The sequence below is a fragment of the Trichloromonas sp. genome (assembly GCF_041583255.1).
Lineage (GTDB): Bacteria > Desulfobacterota > Desulfuromonadia > Desulfuromonadales > Trichloromonadaceae > Trichloromonas.
Genome location: NZ_JBFHGD010000057.1, coordinates 1 through 16084, shown reverse-complemented (window position 1 = coordinate 16084; position 16084 = coordinate 1). Strand labels below are relative to the sequence as shown.

Below are 16084 nucleotides of genomic sequence, written 5' to 3'. Positions count from 1 at the left end.
GGCCGATGGAGACTATGGTGACGCCGGCGAGCAGGTCGAGGGCGTCTGCCCCGAGCAGATCAAGCAGGTTGGTCACGGTCGATGACGAAGTGAACGTCACCGCGTCGATCTCCCGCGCGCGCAGCCGGGTGAGCACATCAGTGCCCAGATTCTCCGGTGCGATGGTCCGGTAAGCGAGAGGGGCGGATACCTGCGCGCCGGCTGCTTCGAGTTCCTTCGGAATCAGCTCCCGGGCCAGGGCCGCCTTCGGGTAGAGGATGCGTTTGCCGGCAACACCCGCATCCTTGAGCAGGGCGATCACCCCTTCGGCGCGGTAGTCCGCGGGCACCAGGTCGGCCCGGAGGCCGTAGGTCGCGATCGCCGCGGCGGTCTTCGGGCCGACGGCGACCACCCGGGTGCGATGCAGGGCGCGAACATCCCGCTCTGCCGCCTGCAATCGGGCGAAGAATATTTTGACGGCGTTGGCCGAAGTGAGAATCAGGTAGTCGGTCTGGTCGAGTTGGCCGATCGCCTGGTCCAGCTCATCCCAGCACTCGGGGGGGACGATCTCAATCACCGGGCAGGGGATGGCCTCGGCGCCGGTCGCTTCGAGCAGGGCGGAGAATTCGCCGGACTGCTCGGCGGTGCGGGTGACCAGCACCCGTTTGCCGAACAGCGGTCGGGTGTCGAACCAGCGCAGTTGCTCGCGCAGGTTGACCACCTCGCCGACGATGATAATGGCCGGTGGCTTGAGCCTGGCAGCGGCGACTTTTTCCACCACGTCGCCGAGGGTGGCGACCAAAGTCTGCTGCCTCGGGGTGGTGGCCCAGCGCACGATCGCCACCGGGGTGCTGGCGGGACGGCCGTGGGCCGTCAACTCGCGGGCAATCAGCGGCAGGTTGGCCATCCCCATGTAGAAGACCAGGGTGCCGACGCCGGTGGCGAGCTTTTCCCAGTCAAGGCTCGACATTTTCTTTTCGGGGTTTTCGTGGCCGGTGACCAGCCCGAGGCTGGTGGTGTGATCGCGGTGGGTCAGCGGGATGCCGGCGTAGGCCGCCGCGGCAAAACTGGCGGTGACGCCGGGGACCACCTCGAAGGGGATGCCGGCTTCATGCAGGCAGAGGGCTTCCTCGCCGCCACGGCCGAAAACATAGGGGTCGCCTCCTTTGAGTCGGGCGACGGTTTTTCCCTCGCTGGCCTTGGCCACCAGTAGTTGGTTGATTTCGTCCTGCGAGCTGTGGTGCCTGCCGCTTTTCTTGCCGACATAGATGCGCTCGGCCGATTCCTTCGCTGCGCTTAGAAAAACCGGGTTGGCCAGGTAGTCGTAGATCACCACGTCGGCTTTGCGCAGATATTCCATCCCCTTGACGGTAATCAGTCCGGGATCGCCGGGGCCGGCGCCGATGAGATAGACGATTCCTGGTTTCACTGTAGTCATTCAGCCTTAAAAGCGTAGGGGCACGGCATGCCGTGCCCCTACGGACAAAAGGGACGAGCGAACCGAAATCGCCTAGGAGCCTGTCGGGCTTTGCGGGCCGCAACGAAAAATTGGATGGTTGAGACCAGATATTCGAGAATTTGAGAGCGAATAGCTGGACTATTTGTCGAAAACTATCGGAGATATGGGCCAATCAGCCGATTTTGCAGTCGGCTCATGTAAAGTCCAACAGGCTCCTAGACGTCCTCGCGGTTTACGTTGAAGGTTTCGTGCTGATAAACCTCGTTGAGGATCTTGCCGGCGCCCTGGATGATCAGGTCGTCCGCCAGCGAGATGCCGGACTTTTCCGCTTCCTCAGGCGTGCAGACCACGGTTTTCTTGAGGAATTTCTGGCCGTCGATGCTGGCGACCAGGCCGGTCAGGGTCAGGCTGCCGTCCTTGACCTCGCCAAAGGCGCCGATGGGAACCTGGCAGCCCCCTTCGAGGCGGCGCAGCACGGCCCGCTCCCCCTTGACCGCTGCGGCGGTTTCGGGATGGTTGAAGAAGTCGATCAGGGCGTTGATCTCGTCGTCGGCGATGCGCGACTCGATCCCCAGCGCCCCCTGGCCGATGGCCGGCAGCGAAACGCTGGTCGGCAGGTATTCGCTGATCTGCTTGGCGAAGCCGAGGCGGTTCATGCCGGCGGCGGCCAGCACCACGCCGTCAAGGTTGTCCTCGGTCAGCTTGCGGATGCGGGTTTCGACGTTGCCGCGGATGTCGACCATCTGGAAGTCGGGGCGCAGGTGCAGCAGCATCGCCTTGCGGCGCAGCGACGAGGTGCCGATGCGGGCCCCCTGCGGCAGGTCGCGGAAACTGGTGAAGCCCGGCTTGAGAATGATGATGTCGCGCGGGTCTTCCCGTTCGGTGATGCAGCGCAGGGCCAGTCCTGCGGGGAAGATGGTCGGCACGTCCTTCATCGAGTGGACGGCGATGTCGATCTCCCCGCGCAGCATGGCTTCTTCGATCTCCTTGACGAACAGGCCCTTGCCGCCGACCATGGCCAGCGGCACGTCGAGGATCTTGTCGCCCTGGGTCTTGATCTTGGTCAGGGTGACTTCGAGGCCGGGGTGTTTCTTTTCCAGTTCGGACTTGACCCAGTTGGCCTGCCAGAGGGCCAGTTGGCTGGCCCGGGTCCCGATGCGCAGTGTCTTTTTTGCCATGAGATGCAAAACTCCTTTATCGTGATTTCGATTTGAAAATGGTCAGTTCTCTTCCGGCGGCGGTTCGAGAGCGAACAGGGTGCGCACGGCATCGACGTAGTCGCTTCCGGAAGCGTCGTTCTGGGCCTGCTTGAGGATCGTGGTCGGTTGGTGAAGCACCTTGTTGATGATGGCCGAGGTCAACGCCTCGATGGCTTGCCGTTCTTTCTTGTCGAGGTCCTTGAGGTTGGCGAAGGTCTTCTGCAGTTCGCCCTGGCGGATCTCCTCAAGCTTCTTGCGCAGGGAGACGATGGTCGGCACCACGTCAAGGCTGCCCAGCCAGAGGAAAAACTGGCCGATCTCCTGGTCGATGATGGCTTCGGCCTTTTTCGCCTCTTTATGGCGCTCTTTCAGGTTGGCCTGCACCACCCCCTGCAGGTCGTCGACGTCGTACAGGTAGATGTTGGCAATCTTGTTGACCTTGGGGTCGATGTCGCGGGGGACGGCGATGTCGATGAGGAACATCGGCTTGTTCTTGCGCTGGCGGATCACCTCTTCCATCTTCTCGTGGCCGAGGATGAAGTTGGGTGCGCCGGTGGAAGTCAACACGATGTCGACCTGGTGCAGGCGCTGGGGGAATTCGTCGAAGGGAACGGCCTGGCCCTGAAATTCTTCAGCCAGCTTGAGGGCCCGCTCATAGGTGCGGTTGGTCACCATCACCGAGGCGGCGCCGTTGTTGAGAAAATGGCGGGCCGCCAGTTCGCACATTTCGCCGGCGCCGATCAGCAGGACCTTCTTGTCTTCGAGACTGCCGAAGATCTTGCGGGCCAGTTCGACCGCGGCAAAAGAGACCGAAACGGCGTTGCTGGCGATGTCGGTCTCGGTGCGCACCCGCTTGGCCACCGAGAAGGCCTTGTGCAGAAAGCGGTTGAGGATCAGGCCGACGGTCTTGAATTCGGTGGCGTAGCCGTAAGACGTCTTGATCTGGCCGAGGATCTGCGGCTCGCCGATGACCATCGAGTCGAGGCTGGAGGAGACCCGGAAGACGTGGCGGATCGCTTCTTCGCCCTGGTAGTCGTACAGGTGACTTTCCAGCTGCTCGAGGGGGATGTTGTGAAAACCGGCGAGAAAGCGCTTGAGCTGACCGATACAGGCATCGCTGTCGCGGCTACAGGCATAGAGCTCGACCCGGTTACAGGTCGACACGATGACCCCTTCGGTCACCGCCGGCAGGGCCAGCATCTCATGCAGGGGCTTTTCCATCGCAGTTGGCGGGAAAGCAACCCGTTCGCGTATTTCCACGGGGGCGGTCTTGTGACTCAGCCCCACGACGATGATGTTCATAGTTCCGATTCCCGTATGGTTTTCGGCGGCTAGCGCCCTTCCATGGCCTTGAAGCTGTGCAGATCCGAGAGGAGCAGGTTGACCCCCAGGAAGGTGAACAACAGGCACAAAAAGCCGATAATCGCGAAGATGGCCGCCCGGCGGCCGCGCCAGCCGATGGTCAGTCGGCCGTGCAGCAGTGCCGCGTACAGAAACCAGGTGATCAGCGCCCAGGTTTCCTTGGGGTCCCAGCGCCAGTACCCTCCCCAGGCGGAATTGGCCCAGACGGCACCCGAGATGATCCCCATGGTCATCAGCGGAAAGCCGAAGGAAAGGCACTTGTAATTGATATTGTCGAGCACATCCAGGGAAGGGAGCCGGTAGTAGAGCGCGGAGAATTTCTTGCTTTTCAGCATTCGTTCCTGCAGCAGGTACATGACGCCGGCGATGAAAGCGACGGTGAACACGGCATTGCCGAGAAACGCCAGGGTGACGTGGACCGGGAACCACCAGCTGTCGAGGGCCGGATTGATTTCCTTGATGGTCGTCGTCGCGGTTGAGCCGACCAGCATGAGGATGACCGCCAGCGGGCAACTGAAGGCGCCGAGCATGGTCATCCGGTAGCGTACATCGAACAGCAGGAAGATGCCGACCAAAGTCCAGGCGAAGAAGGACAGCGATTCATGGAGGTTGGCGACCGGGGTGTAGCCGGCCTCGATATAGCGGGCGAGCAGGGTCGCGCAGTGCAGAACGAAGCCGGCAAGCAGAATCCAGCGGGCCGCCTTGCCGGTTTTGCCGGACTTCTCTTTGCGCCGTACCACGTCGACCAGATAGAGGACGGTGGAGACGGCGTATAAAATCAGGGTAATTTTGAACAACAGGATGTTGACGCTCATGGCATCCCTTTCGGCAGGTGAATCCCGAGATCCGCCAGAGAAAAACCTTTTCCCAGCAGGCGGCCGAGCAGGTCGTCGATCTCTTTGGCATCACCTCCGGAAATCAACGAAGGCAAGCCTCCTTCGAGAAGTTGGCGTAAAATCCCCTGATTGTACCCGGCTTTTTCCGGCACTGTCAACCGCTTTCGGCGCAGCGCCGCGGCGATCTCCAGCACGATTTCCCACTCAGGGCCGACCAGTTCGGCCAGCTGGTCCCGAACCTGGGCCGCCAGGGCCGGGCTGCGGCCGCCGGTGGTTACGGCGATCGTGAGGTCGCCGCGCAAGAGGGTGGCCGGCAGCAGGAAGTCGCTGGCGGCCGGGTCGTCGGCAATGTTGACGGGGATGTGCCGGCGGCGGGCTTCCGCGGCCACCGCCGCATTGACCTGGCGGTCATCGGTTGCGGCAAAAGCGAGAACCGCCCCGGCGAGGTCGCCCTCCTGGTAGGGGCGGCGGATGATTTCGATTTCTTGTCGGAGGGAAAGGTCGGCGGCAACTGCTGCCGTGATCAGGCGAACCCGAGCACCGGCACGGAGCAGTCCGCTGGCTTTGCGCAGGCCGACCCGGCCACCGCCGACCACGATGCACAGCCGCCCGTTGAGCTGAAACTGAAGCGGGTAGCCGGGGGAGGTCAAGGGGCACTCCGCCATACTTCACTCCGGGCCTGCTTTGCCGGGCGGATCATATGCCGAACAGTTCCCCCTCGACCAGCTCGCAGAGCAGGTGACCGAAAAACAAGGCCCCTTCGATGGTTCGCGGAACCGAGGCGGTTTTCAGGGTGAACCCGAAGTCGATCGTTTCGCCTTTGATATCCGCATTCTCCGGGGTCAGGAGGGCGGTTTTGCTGCCGACCTGCCGGGCGATGGTCAGGGCTTCGGTCAGGGAGTCGTCCCGCTGGCCGTCGGATAAAACCAGGACGATGTCGCTGTCATTGGCCAGGGCCCGGAGTTGCCGTGAAAAATAGAGTCGGTTCTGGCCGTCGCGCACCAGTGAGGTGGCCAGGGTCGCGTCGTGCCCGAGGGACAGCGCCGGCAGGGGCGGGCGTTCGAGGCTGAGGCGGTGGAGGAAGAGGTTGGCGGTCAGGTTGGCGATCGCACCCAGCGAACCGTTGCCGACGACCAGCAGCCGTCCCCCCTGGTTGAAGGTTTCGACCACCTGGGTGGCGAAGGCTTGCAGGGCCGGTCCCTGATCGAGGAAGCTGGCTTCGAGAAGAATGCCCTGTTCTTTGACGGCGCTGCTTATTTTTTGTCGATTCATGGTCTGCCTTCCCGAGTGAAGTCCTCGAAATAATAGGTTCGCAGCCGCGGGGTGTCAAGTACAAGCTTACCGGCAGGGTAGTAAATTAAACCCTTGATTTTTTCACGGGGTGCTCTATGATTGTGGAAGTTGAATCAATTGAATCGGTTTGAAATCTCGACTTGCAAGGAGAATGACCATGGCTAGTGATAAAGTCGTGCAGCTTTCTGACGATAGTTTTGAAAATGATGTCCTCAAATCGTCCGTTCCCGTTCTGGTCGATTTCTGGGCTTCCTGGTGCGCCCCCTGCAAGGCGATCAGCCCGGTGGTCGACGGCCTCGCCGCCGAGTACGAAGGCAAGGTCAAGGTGGGTAAGCTCAATGTCGACGAAAACCCCGCTACTCCGGGCCAGTACGGTGTGCGCGGCATCCCGACCCTGATCCTGTTCAAGGACGGCAAAATTGTCGACCAGGTGGTTGGCGCGGTCCCCAAGAATCAGCTCGAAGGGCTGATCAAGAAAGCCCTGTAGGACCAGGATCGCTCAATGCTTCATCAAAAGGGCCCGCCGTATCGGCGGGCCCTTTTTTATGGCGTGTCCCATCCCCTAATCCCCTCCCGCCAGGGGAGGGGCGCTCTCTTCCTGGGCGCTTTTCAGCCGCCGGAAGATCTCCCGAAAGGCTTTGCGGTCGCCGCTGTTGTGGACCGAACGGGCCAGCCGGGTGAGGGCCGCCCGGTCGAGGCCGGGAAGGGCGGCGGCTGCTTCGTCGAGGGCGGCGGCGCTCTGTTCGAGGTCGCAGATGCGGTCGCGCAATCCCTCGAGAAGGTGGAAGTCGCGCTTGTCCTGCAGCTGTACCTGGTGCAGTCCATCGAGCCAGGCCCGGATTTCCTCGGTCTCTTCCTCGTATCGGCGCAGCACCCCGGCCAGATGTTTCATCTGCCGTTTGCGCGAGCTGTGACCCTGAGTCTGCCGGGCCAGTTCGATCTCCTTGCGCAGTTCAATCACGGTCGGTAGTTTGGCCCAGTCGGTTGCCGACAGTTCGACCAGCTGGACGGCGATCGTCTCAACTTCCTTGGCCGCCCGTTTTTTTGCCGAACGGCTTGGGCCGCTCCACTCCTGTTCTTCGTTGTCCGTCATCAGAATCCTTTTCGGCTGTCGAGTAGCATGGTGACAGGGCCGTCGTTAATGAGATTGACCTGCATTTCGGCCTGAAATACCCCGGTGGCCACGGTCAGTCCGCGCCCGCGCAGCAGTTCGACGAACTGCCGGTAGAGGGTTTCTGCGCTCTCGGGCAGGGCCGCCCGGGAGAACCCGGGTCGCCGTCCCTTGCGGCAGTCGGCCAGCAGGGTGAACTGGGAGACTACCAGCAGTTCGCCGCCGATATCTTCCACCGACAGGTTCATCTTGCCGGCGAGATCTTCAAAAATCCGCAGCTGGGCACATTTTTCCGCCAGGTAGCGGGCATCCGTTTCGCTGTCGCCCTGTTCCACCCCGAGCAGGATCATCAGGCCTTGCCCGATGGCGCCGACGCTGTCTCCGGCCACTACGACGCTGGCCTCACTCACCCTCTGCAGAACAGCGCGCATCTCAGTTTTCTCCTGCAAGTTCGCGCAGCAGGGCCAGGTTGATGCGGTCGAGCTCGTCGTTGTCGCCTTTCGGCGTTTCCAGAATCTTCGGCACGGCGGCAAAGCGAGAATCCTGCATCAAGGCTGCGAATCCTTCCCGGCCGATGGCTCCCAGGCCGATCTGCTCGTGGCGATCGACCTGGCTGTGCAGCCCCTTTTTGCTGTCGTTGAGATGAAAGGCGCGGATGGTTGCCACGCCGATCAGGCGATCGAACTCGGCCATGACCCGCTGGTAGCCTTCGGCCGTCGAGAGGTCGTGGCCGGCGGCAAAGGCGTGGCAGGTGTCGAAGCAAACACCGAAACGGCCCGTCGGCACCCGGTCGATGATCTCTGCCAGGTGTTCGAAGCGGCCGCCAAGATAGGTCCCCTGGCTGGCGGTGTTTTCCAGCAGCACGCGGACGCCACTCGGCGCCTCAAGGAAAATATCGCGCAAGGCGCTGGCGATGCGCTGCAGCCCAGGGGCCTCGCCCTGGCCGAGATGGGCGCCGGGGTGCATGACCAGGTCGCCGATGCCGAGCTGGGCGCAGCGATGCATTTCATCAAGGAAGGCGGCTTTCGCCTGCGCCCATTTGTCGTCGTCGGGAGCCGCCAGGTTGATCAGGTAGCTGTCGTGGGCGAGTACCGGGCCGATGGGGCTGGCCTGCCAGGCGGCGCGGAAAGCTTTCGCCGCCTGGGCGCTGATCGGTTTGGCCCGCCACTGGCTGGCGTTCTTGGTGAAGATCTGGATGGCGGTGCAGCCGACCGCTTCGCCGCGGGTAAAAGCCAGTTCCATGCCGCCGGCAATGGACATGTGGGCGCCGAGAGGTTGCATGGGTACTTTCATTAGTCCGGAGCCGGCAGGCGCTGCAGGGTCGCGAGGGCCTGGGGAATCCGGGCCGCTTTGGAGATTCGCGCGTCGACGAAGTCGGGCTGCGGGCCGTCGCCGACCAGCACGGTTTTCATTCCCAGTTGCTTGGCGGTCTTGAGGTTCTCTACCGAGTCCTCGACCATGGTGCAGTCCTTGCCCTGCATGCCGAGCCGCGCCAGTACTTTCTGGTAGGGGGCGGCGAAGGGCTTGGGCAGGTAGTTGGCGACGCGAATGTCGAAAATGTCCTCGAACTGGTCGCTCAGGCCGAGCCGGTCCAGTACCCGGTCGGCGTGGTCGGTCGAGCCGTTGGTGAAGACCGCCTTGCGCTGGGGGAGCTGTTCCAGGACCCGACGCAGTTCCGCATCGGGATCGAGTCGGGAACTGACGTCGACGTCATGCACGTAGTCGAGATAATCCTCCGGGTCGACCTGGTAGTGGCGGATCAAGCCCTGCAGGGTGACGCCGTACTCGGCCCAGTAGCGGCGCCGCAGACCATCCACCTCGGTGGTGGGGATGCCGACCACCTCGCTCATGTAGCGGTTGATGCGCACGTCGATCAGCGAGAAAAGCTGGCGCTCCGGCGAATAGAGGGTGTTGTCGAGGTCGAACAGGAGCATGTCCATGTCAGGGCCTGGCCGGAGGGTCGCCGAGGGCTTTCCGGATACGCTCGATGGTTTCCCGGTATCCTGCTGCGCTTAGTTGCTTTTCCTGGTGGGGTTCGCTCCAGATCGGCCGCGGCCAGAGAGGATCGTCGGTAAAGCGCGGAACCAGGTGCCAATGCATGTGCGGGACCATGTTGCCGAGCAGCTCGTAGTTCATCTTGGCCGGGGCATAGGTCTGGTAAAGCGCTTCTGCCACCCGGTTGACTTCTTCAATCAGGGCGCCGCGGACGGCAGGGTCGAGATGAAACAGCTCGGTCACGTGATCTTTGCTGAACATCAGTACGTAGCCGGGAAAGAACTGGTCGCGGTTGAGCTGCACGTAGCAGCGCTCGAATTCGGCGATGCGCAGGTCGGGTTCGTCCTGCCAGCGGGTGCACATGGGGCAGTTCATTGGGGCTGGTAGTCTCCTTCGAAAACCTGCACAGCCGGGCCGGTCATGTAGATGCAGCCGTCCTCGGCCCATTCCATCTCGAGATCGCCGCCGCGCAGGTGGTTGAGCTGCTGGCGGTCGGTGCGGCCGGTCAGGACCCCCGCCACGGCAACCGCCGCGGCGCCGGTGCCGCAGGCCAGGGTTTCGCCGGCGCCGCGTTCCCAGGTGCGCTGGCGGACTTCTCCTGGTGAAATTACCTCGACGAATTCGACATTGATCCGGCGGGGAAAGAGCGGATGGTTTTCGATGGCCGGGCCGTACTGCTCCACCGGGAACTGCTCGATGCTGTCGACAAAGATGACGCAGTGTGGGTTGCCCATGGAGACGCAGGTGATCTCGAAGGTGCGGTCGAGTATCTCGAGGTTTTCGGCGACCACCTGCAGATCGGCGGGTCCGTTCATCGGGATGTCCTGCCGCTTGAGTGCCGGGACACCCATGTTGACCCGAATCCGGTCCACCCGGTTGTCGCTGTTGGTGAAGAGTTGCAGGGGCTTGATGCCGGCGGCGGTTTCGACTCGGATGGCCTTGTCCCGAACCAGGCCGTGGTCGTAGGCATACTTGGCCACGCAGCGGATGCCGTTGCCGCACATCTCCGCTTCGCTGCCGTCGGCGTTGAACATCCGCATGCGGACATCCGCCACCTGCGAAGGGAGAATCAGGATCAGGCCGTCGGAGCCGATGCCGAACTGGCGGCTGCTGACGGCGATGGCCAGCGCCTGCGGGTCGGTGATCGTTTCTTCGAAGCCGTTGACATAAACGTAGTCGTTGCCGGCGCCGTGCATTTTTGCAAATTTCATCGGGGGTGGCGTCCTTTGCCCGGTTTTGGTTGAGAAAAACGACGATATGCATTATAAGCGAACTCGGCGCGGGGCCACAAGGACAAAACCCGGTGCGTTGACCGTTCGTTTCCCCTTGCGCTATGCTGGAAGAAAAATTGAACCGATAAAAACAGGAGAAAGCAGATGGCTTTTAATCTTACGACCAAAGTCTGGCAGAACGGCGCCCTCGACTGGTGGGGCATGATCGACGGCGATGACGTTTACCTGGGCAGCCGTGAATTTCCGCTGCCTCCCGATGAAGGGGACCAGTGGCAGGTTCTTAAGACCGGCGATATCTTCAAGGTGGTCAACGGAGAAATTCGCAAGATCGGTCACGAGGAACCGAAGCAGCCTGAGTGGCTGTGATGGCGCTGCAGATCGTCCAGATCGCTGCGGGCGAGATGGCCAATTTTTCGTATTTGGTCTACTGTCCGGTGACCCGCAGCGGGCTTGGGGTCGATCCCTCCTTTGCCCCGCAGGCCCTGTTGGAAAAAGCCCGGGAGTTACAGGTGACTATCGAGGTGCTGGTCAACACCCACGGGCATCGCGATCATTGCGCCGGCAACGATGCGGTGTTGGCGGCCACCGGGGCGAAGCTGGCCGGCCATCCTCTGGATGTCCCCGGCGCCGACCTGGCGCTGGCAGAAGGGAGTCGGATCCCCCTTGGCGAAGGGGTTGTCGAGGTGCTGCACACCCCCGGCCATACCCCCGGCTCCATCACCCTTCACCCGCCGGGTGCTCTGATTTCCGGCGACACCCTGTTCGTCACCCGGGTCGGCCGGGCTGACCTCCCCGGCAGCGATGTCGAGGCCCTTTACCACAGCCTGCAGCGCCTGGCCGGTCTGCCGCCGGAGACCCGGGTTTATCCCGGGCACGATTACGGTCCTGCGCCGGTTTCGACCATCGGGTTTGAGCTGGCCCACAACCCCTTTTTACAGTCTTTGGACCTGGCCGGTTTTATCCGGCTGCGACTCGGATGACAAAAAAACGGCGCGTTCCGAGAGGGGCGCGCCGTTTCATATTCAGGGGTCGGGGCCGGCTGTTACTGGTCGGTTTCGGCGATGGTCGCGGCCGCCACGACCTGGGTGCCGGCCAGGCGGTCATTCCAGCCGCGGTGCCGGCGGTCGAACACGATTGCCAGAAAGCCGAGGCCAAGCAGCAGCAGGGAGAAGAGTCCGCCGGTGCTGCGCAGAAATGCCTGCGAGAAGGCCAGGGGGGCACCCGCTTCGGTTTCTACCCGCAGGCGCAGCAGCATTTTGCCGGGGGTCTGTCCGGTGAGAAAGTGAAACAGGGTAAAATAGCCGAAACAGACGGAAAAAAGGACCAGGAAATACGGGATAGCCAGGGTCAGCAAGACATCCGTGCTGGGCAGCAGGCGCTGCGAATCTTCCGGCGCCAGGGCTGCCTCACCGGCCACCAGGAACAGCAGGATGGCGCCGGCCAGTACCAGCAGGTCGGCCAGCAGGGCGATTCCCCGATGGATGAGTGAGGGGAAGGCTGGCGCCGCTGCCGCTACCGGGGTACCCGGGAGCTCCTCTGCTGTATCGATCTGGAGCACTTCCGGAGCCAAGGCTGTTACGGCGACAACTGTCGCTGCTGCGGCGCTGGTCAAGGACTCGGTTTCTGCGGCGGTTTCAAGCTCAAAAGGGAGTTCCGCCTGGATTGTACCTACTGCTTGCGCAGGAGCGGGGACCGGGGCATCTGCGCCCGGCCCCCGTAACTCAAAAGGGTTGCTGGGTTCCTCCTGTCCCTTCGGTTTCGGCGCTTTTTGGGCTTCTGCCTGGGGTTCTTCGTCAAAATCCCAGTCGGGAAGGCCGGCGTTGTCCATCGGCACGAGAGGGGCGTCCTCTTCGATCGGATCTTCGTCGAGGGCCGGCAGGTCGGAGTCCCAGGAAAGATCGAGACCAAAGGTGTCATCGCCCCCGGCCTCTTCGAGGACGTCTTCTTCGGCTGTATCCTGATCCGTTTCCTCGCCCCATTCGAAATCATCGTCGGGCCCGGTGCCTGTAGCCGCCGGTGCTGCGGCCGCGGATTCCGGTTCGTCGTCCCAGGAAAAGGTGTCGTCTTCGGCAGCAGGCTGGGGTAGGGCTTCGTCAAGTTCCGGCAGGTCGAGCCCTGCCGGTTCCGGGCTGGGCGGCGTACTGCTTTCGTCCATGAAGTCGAAACCGAAATCAGAGGCTGCGGCTGCGGCGACCGGAGCTGCCGGGCTCACTGTCTCGGCAGCGGTGGCCTGCAGCTCGGGCTGTGTGGCGGCCGGGTTCAGCCGATGGGGGAAGATCAGGCTGCGCAGGTTGAATTTACTTTTGAAGGCAGCCAGGTCGTTGTCGCATTTTTTGCAGTTATCCAGGTAGTCAAAGCTGTGATAGCCGCATTTAGGGCATTTCATAGGTTCTCCTTTCGCGAAGCAACGATCAGGCTATGGTTCTCGGTAGCCCAGATCTCCATAGGTGTACTGCAAGATGCTTGCCACGGCAAACCCAGCTGTTTCACTTCGCAGAATCCGCGGGCCGATGCGTACCGGCTGAAAGTTGTGCTGTCGGGCCAAGGCGGCCTCTTTGTCGCTGAATCCGCCCTCGGGGCCGACCAGGATGGCGACGGAAGATGGGGGGGCTTCGGGCAGGGCGGCTGACAGCGGCAGGCACTCCTCTTCCCACAGCATGAGCCGCAAGTTGGCGTTGCAGTCCGTCAAAACCCTGACAAGCGGTTGCACCTCGTCGAGCCGGGGCAGAACCGGCCGGCGGGATTGACGGGATGCCTCCTGGATGATTTTCTGCCAGCGCTGGTGCCGTTTCGAGCGTCGATCATCAGAGGGCTGGGGGATGCCCCGTTCGCTCACCACTGGAGAAAAAGAGGTGATGCCCAGTTCGGTCCCCTTTTGTAGTACCAGGTCCATTTTGTCGCCCTTGGGCAGGGACTGGATCAGTTGAACCGGCAGGGCCGTCTCCTGCTCGGACCAGCATTTCAGGATGAGGGCCGTTGCCGCATGTTTGCCCAGGGTTTTCAGCCGGCAATGATACAGTGAGCCCAGGCCGTCAAGCAGCAGCAGTTCATCGCCAACGGCCAGGCGTAGCACGGTTTTTAAATGATGCACCACATCGTCCGGAAGGATGGTCTCGTTGTCGCCAAAGGCTTCGGGATGGAGGAAAAAGCGATGCATTCAGCCCTCTTTGCGATACCGCAGGCAGATCCACTCGGCTTCGCGGCTGACGATCGGTCCGGCCAGGTCAAATTCGGCGAAGGCGTCGGTGACCAGGAGTTGCTTCTCTTGCAGGATGCCGGAGAGGATCAGGGTGCCGCCGGGGACCAGGCGTTTTGTCAGCTCGGTGCCGAGGCGAATATTTTCTTCGGCCAGAATGTTGGCCACCACCACATCAAATCCGTCTTCCAGAGACTCGAGGGACTCGCCGGTGATTTCCATCCGGTCGATCACATTGTTGAGTTGAGCGTTTGCGGTCGCCGTGCGGCAGGATTCTTCTTCGATGTCGCAGGCCAGAATCCGTTGGCCTCCGAGCACCGCGGCCGCAATCGCCAGGATGCCCGAGCCGGTGCCGACATCAAGTACCCTGGCCGGATACGGCGGCGTTTCGTATAGGTTGGCCAACGCTTCGAGGCAGAGCCGGGTGGTGCCGTGGGTGCCGGTGCCAAAAGCCATCCCCGGGTCGATGTTGACCACCACCTCATCCGCGACCGGGGTGAGGGATTCCCAGGTCGGCTTGACAATCAGGCGCTTGCCGATGCGGACGGCGCTGAAGTGCTGCTTCCATCCTTCGGCCCAGTCTTCATTCTTAACCGGTCGGCTTTCGATGGTCAGGGGGAGCAGCCCGGGGACCAGTGGTCCGAGCCAGGTCAGCCGGTCTGTGACCGTCTCTTCGAGGTCGGCCTGGTCATCGGTCCGGGGGAAGTAGGCTTTGATCCAGTACTTTTCCGGCGGGGCTTCGTCGGGGTCGGGAACCACGAAGGTGTCCAGTTCCCGCACTTCGACAGTGACCCCCTCGCAACCGAGTTCCGCCAGTTCGTTGCAGACCAGGTCGATGCCAACTGAGGGCACTTGGATATTTAATTCAAACCATGCTTTTTTCATCCGTTCTGTTTAGCAAAGATGCAAATCAAAGGCAATAAAAACCTTGACAGGGCTGATCGGTTTCGGGTTTAATTAAGGTGCGCACTCTAATGAGGTAAATACCTTAACTGGTCCAAGCGCTGCGCCATATGGTTGTCGAGTCCCGACTGGCGGAGGCGGTGGTGCATTGGCTGGCGGGATGAATTAAGTTTATGAGTCTTTTCTTGCGTAGTTTAATTGTCATGCTAGAATTGTGACGGAGCTTTCATGAGGAAGACGCATGCCTGAAACACAGATCGTTTTTCTGTTGTCCGATGCCACTGGCGAAACGGCCGAAAAAATGGTCATGGCGGCGCTCCTCCAGTTTCGTGACCGGGATGTGCGCGTGCGGCGGATCAGTCACGTGCGCAGCAAAAATCAGGTTTACGAGGCTCTCGACGAGGTGCTGGCGGCCAAGGGGATGGTGGTATATACCATGGTCAACCGCGAGTTGGCCCGCCTTGTTCATGACGAATGTGATTCGCTGGGGCTTCCCAGTATCGACCTGCTCACCCCGCTGCTGATGCGCATCGCCGAGTTCTTCGGACATTCGCCGCGGGAGACGCCGGGTTTGCTGCATGGGGTTGACGATGATTATTTCCGCCGGGTCGACGCGGTCGAGTTTACCGTTAAACATGATGACGGCCAGGAGACTGCCCATCTGCCGAAGGCCGATATTGTCCTGTTGGGGGTCTCCCGCAGCAGCAAGACGCCCCTTTCGATTTACCTGGCGCACCGGGGCTGGAAAGTGGCAAACGTACCGCTGGTCAAGGGGATTGATCCCCCCAAGGAACTTTTTGCCGTTGACCCCAAGCGGGTCGTCGGGTTGATCATCGATCCACAACGCCTGCTCGAGCTGCGGGTGACGCGCCTCAAACACCTGGGGATGGATCCCAAGGCGGCTTATGCCGATTATGCCGAAATAGAAGACGAGTTGCGCTATGCACGGGCTTTCTTCCGTCGCCAGCCCTGGGTGGTGATTGACGTGACGGGGAAGGCGGTGGAAGAGACTGCCAACGAGGTGCTGGTCAAGCTCAAGCTGAAGTAAAAGTTTAACACATAAATGATCATTTGAATGACCGATTGAAGCGTTATTAATCTGACTATCTGGAAGCAAGCAAAGGAGACAACCATGAAAATTCTGGTCGTGGAAGACGAAAAAAAAGTGGCGAGCTTTATCAAGCGCGGCCTCGAAGAAGAAAATTTTACCGTTGACGTGGCCTACGATGGCGAAGAAGGCCGCTATATGGCTGAAACCAACCAGTACGACCTGATCTTGATGGACGTCATGCTGCCGAAGAAAGACGGCCTTACTGTGGTCCGTGAACTGCGGGAGAAGGATATCGCCGTTCCGGTTCTCTGTCTGACGGCCAAGGATACGGTGGACGACATTGTCTCCGGCCTTGATTCCGGCAGCGATGACTACCTGACCAAGCCCTTCGCCTTTGCCGAACTCCTGGCACGGGTACGCGCCCTGCTGCGTCGGGGCACCCAGGACCGGGGCGCGGAAATCCATTTC

20 protein-coding genes are annotated in these 16084 nt (G+C 61.4%); 5 read left to right on the top strand and 15 right to left on the bottom strand.

The window, feature by feature from the left end; translation table 11 throughout:
- From cobA to ABYV89_RS06590, 6 genes are all read right to left on the bottom strand, one after another.
- On the bottom strand, window positions 1–1408 hold a 1408-nt coding region (gene cobA, locus ABYV89_RS06615; protein WP_432822156.1), incomplete at its 3' end, for a uroporphyrinogen-III C-methyltransferase.
- Between the two features lie 245 nt (window positions 1409–1653).
- Window positions 1654–2616, bottom strand: coding sequence for a hydroxymethylbilane synthase (hemC, locus tag ABYV89_RS06610; RefSeq protein WP_432822155.1), 963 nt, complete (start codon window positions 2614–2616; stop codon window positions 1654–1656).
- 42 nt (window positions 2617–2658) lie between these two features.
- Window positions 2659–3939 carry a glutamyl-tRNA reductase gene (gene hemA / locus ABYV89_RS06605; protein WP_432822154.1) on the bottom strand — a complete coding sequence of 427 codons (1281 nt, stop codon included), beginning with the start codon at window positions 3937–3939 and terminating at the stop codon, window positions 2659–2661.
- 29 nt (window positions 3940–3968) lie between these two features.
- Window positions 3969–4814, bottom strand: a complete 846-nt coding sequence (ccsB, locus tag ABYV89_RS06600; protein ID WP_432822153.1) for a c-type cytochrome biogenesis protein CcsB — start codon at window positions 4812–4814, stop codon at window positions 3969–3971.
- Window positions 4811–5500 carry a precorrin-2 dehydrogenase/sirohydrochlorin ferrochelatase family protein gene (locus ABYV89_RS06595; protein WP_432822152.1) on the bottom strand — a complete coding sequence of 230 codons (690 nt, stop codon included), beginning with the start codon at window positions 5498–5500 and terminating at the stop codon, window positions 4811–4813. The genes ccsB and ABYV89_RS06595 overlap by 4 nt, the downstream gene beginning before the upstream one ends.
- Before the next feature lie 31 nt (window positions 5501–5531).
- A complete protein-coding gene (locus tag ABYV89_RS06590; protein WP_432822151.1) occupies window positions 5532–6107 on the bottom strand; it encodes an SIS domain-containing protein in 576 nt (191 codons plus the stop codon).
- Window positions 6108–6285: 178 nt separating this feature from the next.
- Here ABYV89_RS06590 and trxA point away from each other — a divergent pair, with 178 nt between their 5' ends.
- On the top strand, window positions 6286–6615 hold the full coding sequence (gene trxA / locus ABYV89_RS06585; protein WP_432822150.1) for a thioredoxin: 330 nt from the start codon (window positions 6286–6288) through the stop codon (window positions 6613–6615).
- A gap of 75 nt (window positions 6616–6690) precedes the next feature.
- On the opposite strand, the gene yjgA is transcribed toward trxA, so the two are convergent.
- Genes yjgA through dapF form a run of 6 tightly spaced genes read right to left on the bottom strand, consistent with a single transcriptional unit; the run spans window position 6691 to window position 10445 of the window.
- Window positions 6691–7221 (bottom strand): ribosome biogenesis factor YjgA, encoded by a 531-nt coding sequence (gene yjgA, locus ABYV89_RS06580; RefSeq protein ID WP_432822149.1) that lies wholly within the window; start codon window positions 7219–7221, stop codon window positions 6691–6693.
- Complete coding sequence (dtd, locus tag ABYV89_RS06575; RefSeq protein ID WP_432822148.1) at window positions 7221–7670, bottom strand: D-aminoacyl-tRNA deacylase; 450 nt, start codon at window positions 7668–7670, stop codon at window positions 7221–7223. Before dtd ends, yjgA begins: the two co-directional genes overlap by 1 nt.
- 1 nt (window position 7671) lies before the next feature.
- Window positions 7672–8520 carry a deoxyribonuclease IV gene (locus ABYV89_RS06570; RefSeq protein WP_432822147.1) on the bottom strand — a complete coding sequence of 283 codons (849 nt, stop codon included), beginning with the start codon at window positions 8518–8520 and terminating at the stop codon, window positions 7672–7674.
- Between the two features lie 11 nt (window positions 8521–8531).
- Window positions 8532–9179: a pyrimidine 5'-nucleotidase gene (locus ABYV89_RS06565; RefSeq protein WP_432822146.1), complete on the bottom strand. Its 648-nt coding sequence runs from the start codon at window positions 9177–9179 to the stop codon at window positions 8532–8534.
- 1 nt (window position 9180) lies between these two features.
- Window positions 9181–9609: an HIT family protein gene (locus ABYV89_RS06560; RefSeq protein ID WP_432822145.1), complete on the bottom strand. Its 429-nt coding sequence runs from the start codon at window positions 9607–9609 to the stop codon at window positions 9181–9183.
- Window positions 9606–10445 carry a diaminopimelate epimerase gene (gene dapF, locus ABYV89_RS06555; protein WP_432822144.1) on the bottom strand — a complete coding sequence of 280 codons (840 nt, stop codon included), beginning with the start codon at window positions 10443–10445 and terminating at the stop codon, window positions 9606–9608. The genes ABYV89_RS06560 and dapF overlap by 4 nt, the downstream gene beginning before the upstream one ends.
- Before the next feature lie 165 nt (window positions 10446–10610).
- On the opposite strand from dapF, the gene ABYV89_RS06550 reads away from it, so the two are divergent.
- Both ABYV89_RS06550 and ABYV89_RS06545 read left to right on the top strand, forming a co-directional pair.
- Complete coding sequence (locus tag ABYV89_RS06550) at window positions 10611–10832, top strand: hypothetical protein (protein WP_432822143.1); 222 nt, start codon at window positions 10611–10613, stop codon at window positions 10830–10832.
- Window positions 10832–11446: an MBL fold metallo-hydrolase gene (locus ABYV89_RS06545; protein WP_432822142.1), complete on the top strand. Its 615-nt coding sequence runs from the start codon at window positions 10832–10834 to the stop codon at window positions 11444–11446. The genes ABYV89_RS06550 and ABYV89_RS06545 overlap by 1 nt, the downstream gene beginning before the upstream one ends.
- Window positions 11447–11508: 62 nt before the next feature.
- Here ABYV89_RS06545 and ABYV89_RS06540 read toward each other — a convergent pair whose 3' ends face one another.
- The 3 genes from ABYV89_RS06540 to prmA are packed head-to-tail and all read right to left on the bottom strand — an operon-like array spanning window position 11509 to window position 14547.
- The gene (locus ABYV89_RS06540) at window positions 11509–12852 is read right to left on the bottom strand and encodes an RDD family protein (protein ID WP_432822141.1); all 1344 of its coding nucleotides are present in this window, start codon (window positions 12850–12852) and stop codon (window positions 11509–11511) included.
- 30 nt (window positions 12853–12882) lie between these two features.
- Complete coding sequence (locus tag ABYV89_RS06535; RefSeq protein ID WP_432822140.1) at window positions 12883–13623, bottom strand: 16S rRNA (uracil(1498)-N(3))-methyltransferase; 741 nt, start codon at window positions 13621–13623, stop codon at window positions 12883–12885.
- On the bottom strand, window positions 13624–14547 hold the full coding sequence (gene prmA, locus ABYV89_RS06530) for a 50S ribosomal protein L11 methyltransferase (protein WP_432822139.1): 924 nt from the start codon (window positions 14545–14547) through the stop codon (window positions 13624–13626). It abuts the gene before it with no gap.
- 259 nt (window positions 14548–14806) lie between these two features.
- Here prmA and ABYV89_RS06525 point away from each other — a divergent pair, with 259 nt between their 5' ends.
- The gene (locus ABYV89_RS06525) at window positions 14807–15613 is read left to right on the top strand and encodes a pyruvate, water dikinase regulatory protein (protein ID WP_432822138.1); all 807 of its coding nucleotides are present in this window, start codon (window positions 14807–14809) and stop codon (window positions 15611–15613) included.
- Window positions 15614–15697: 84 nt separating this feature from the next.
- Window positions 15698–16084, top strand: a 387-nt coding sequence (locus tag ABYV89_RS06520; protein WP_432822137.1) for a response regulator, incomplete at its 3' end; no start/stop codon positions are given.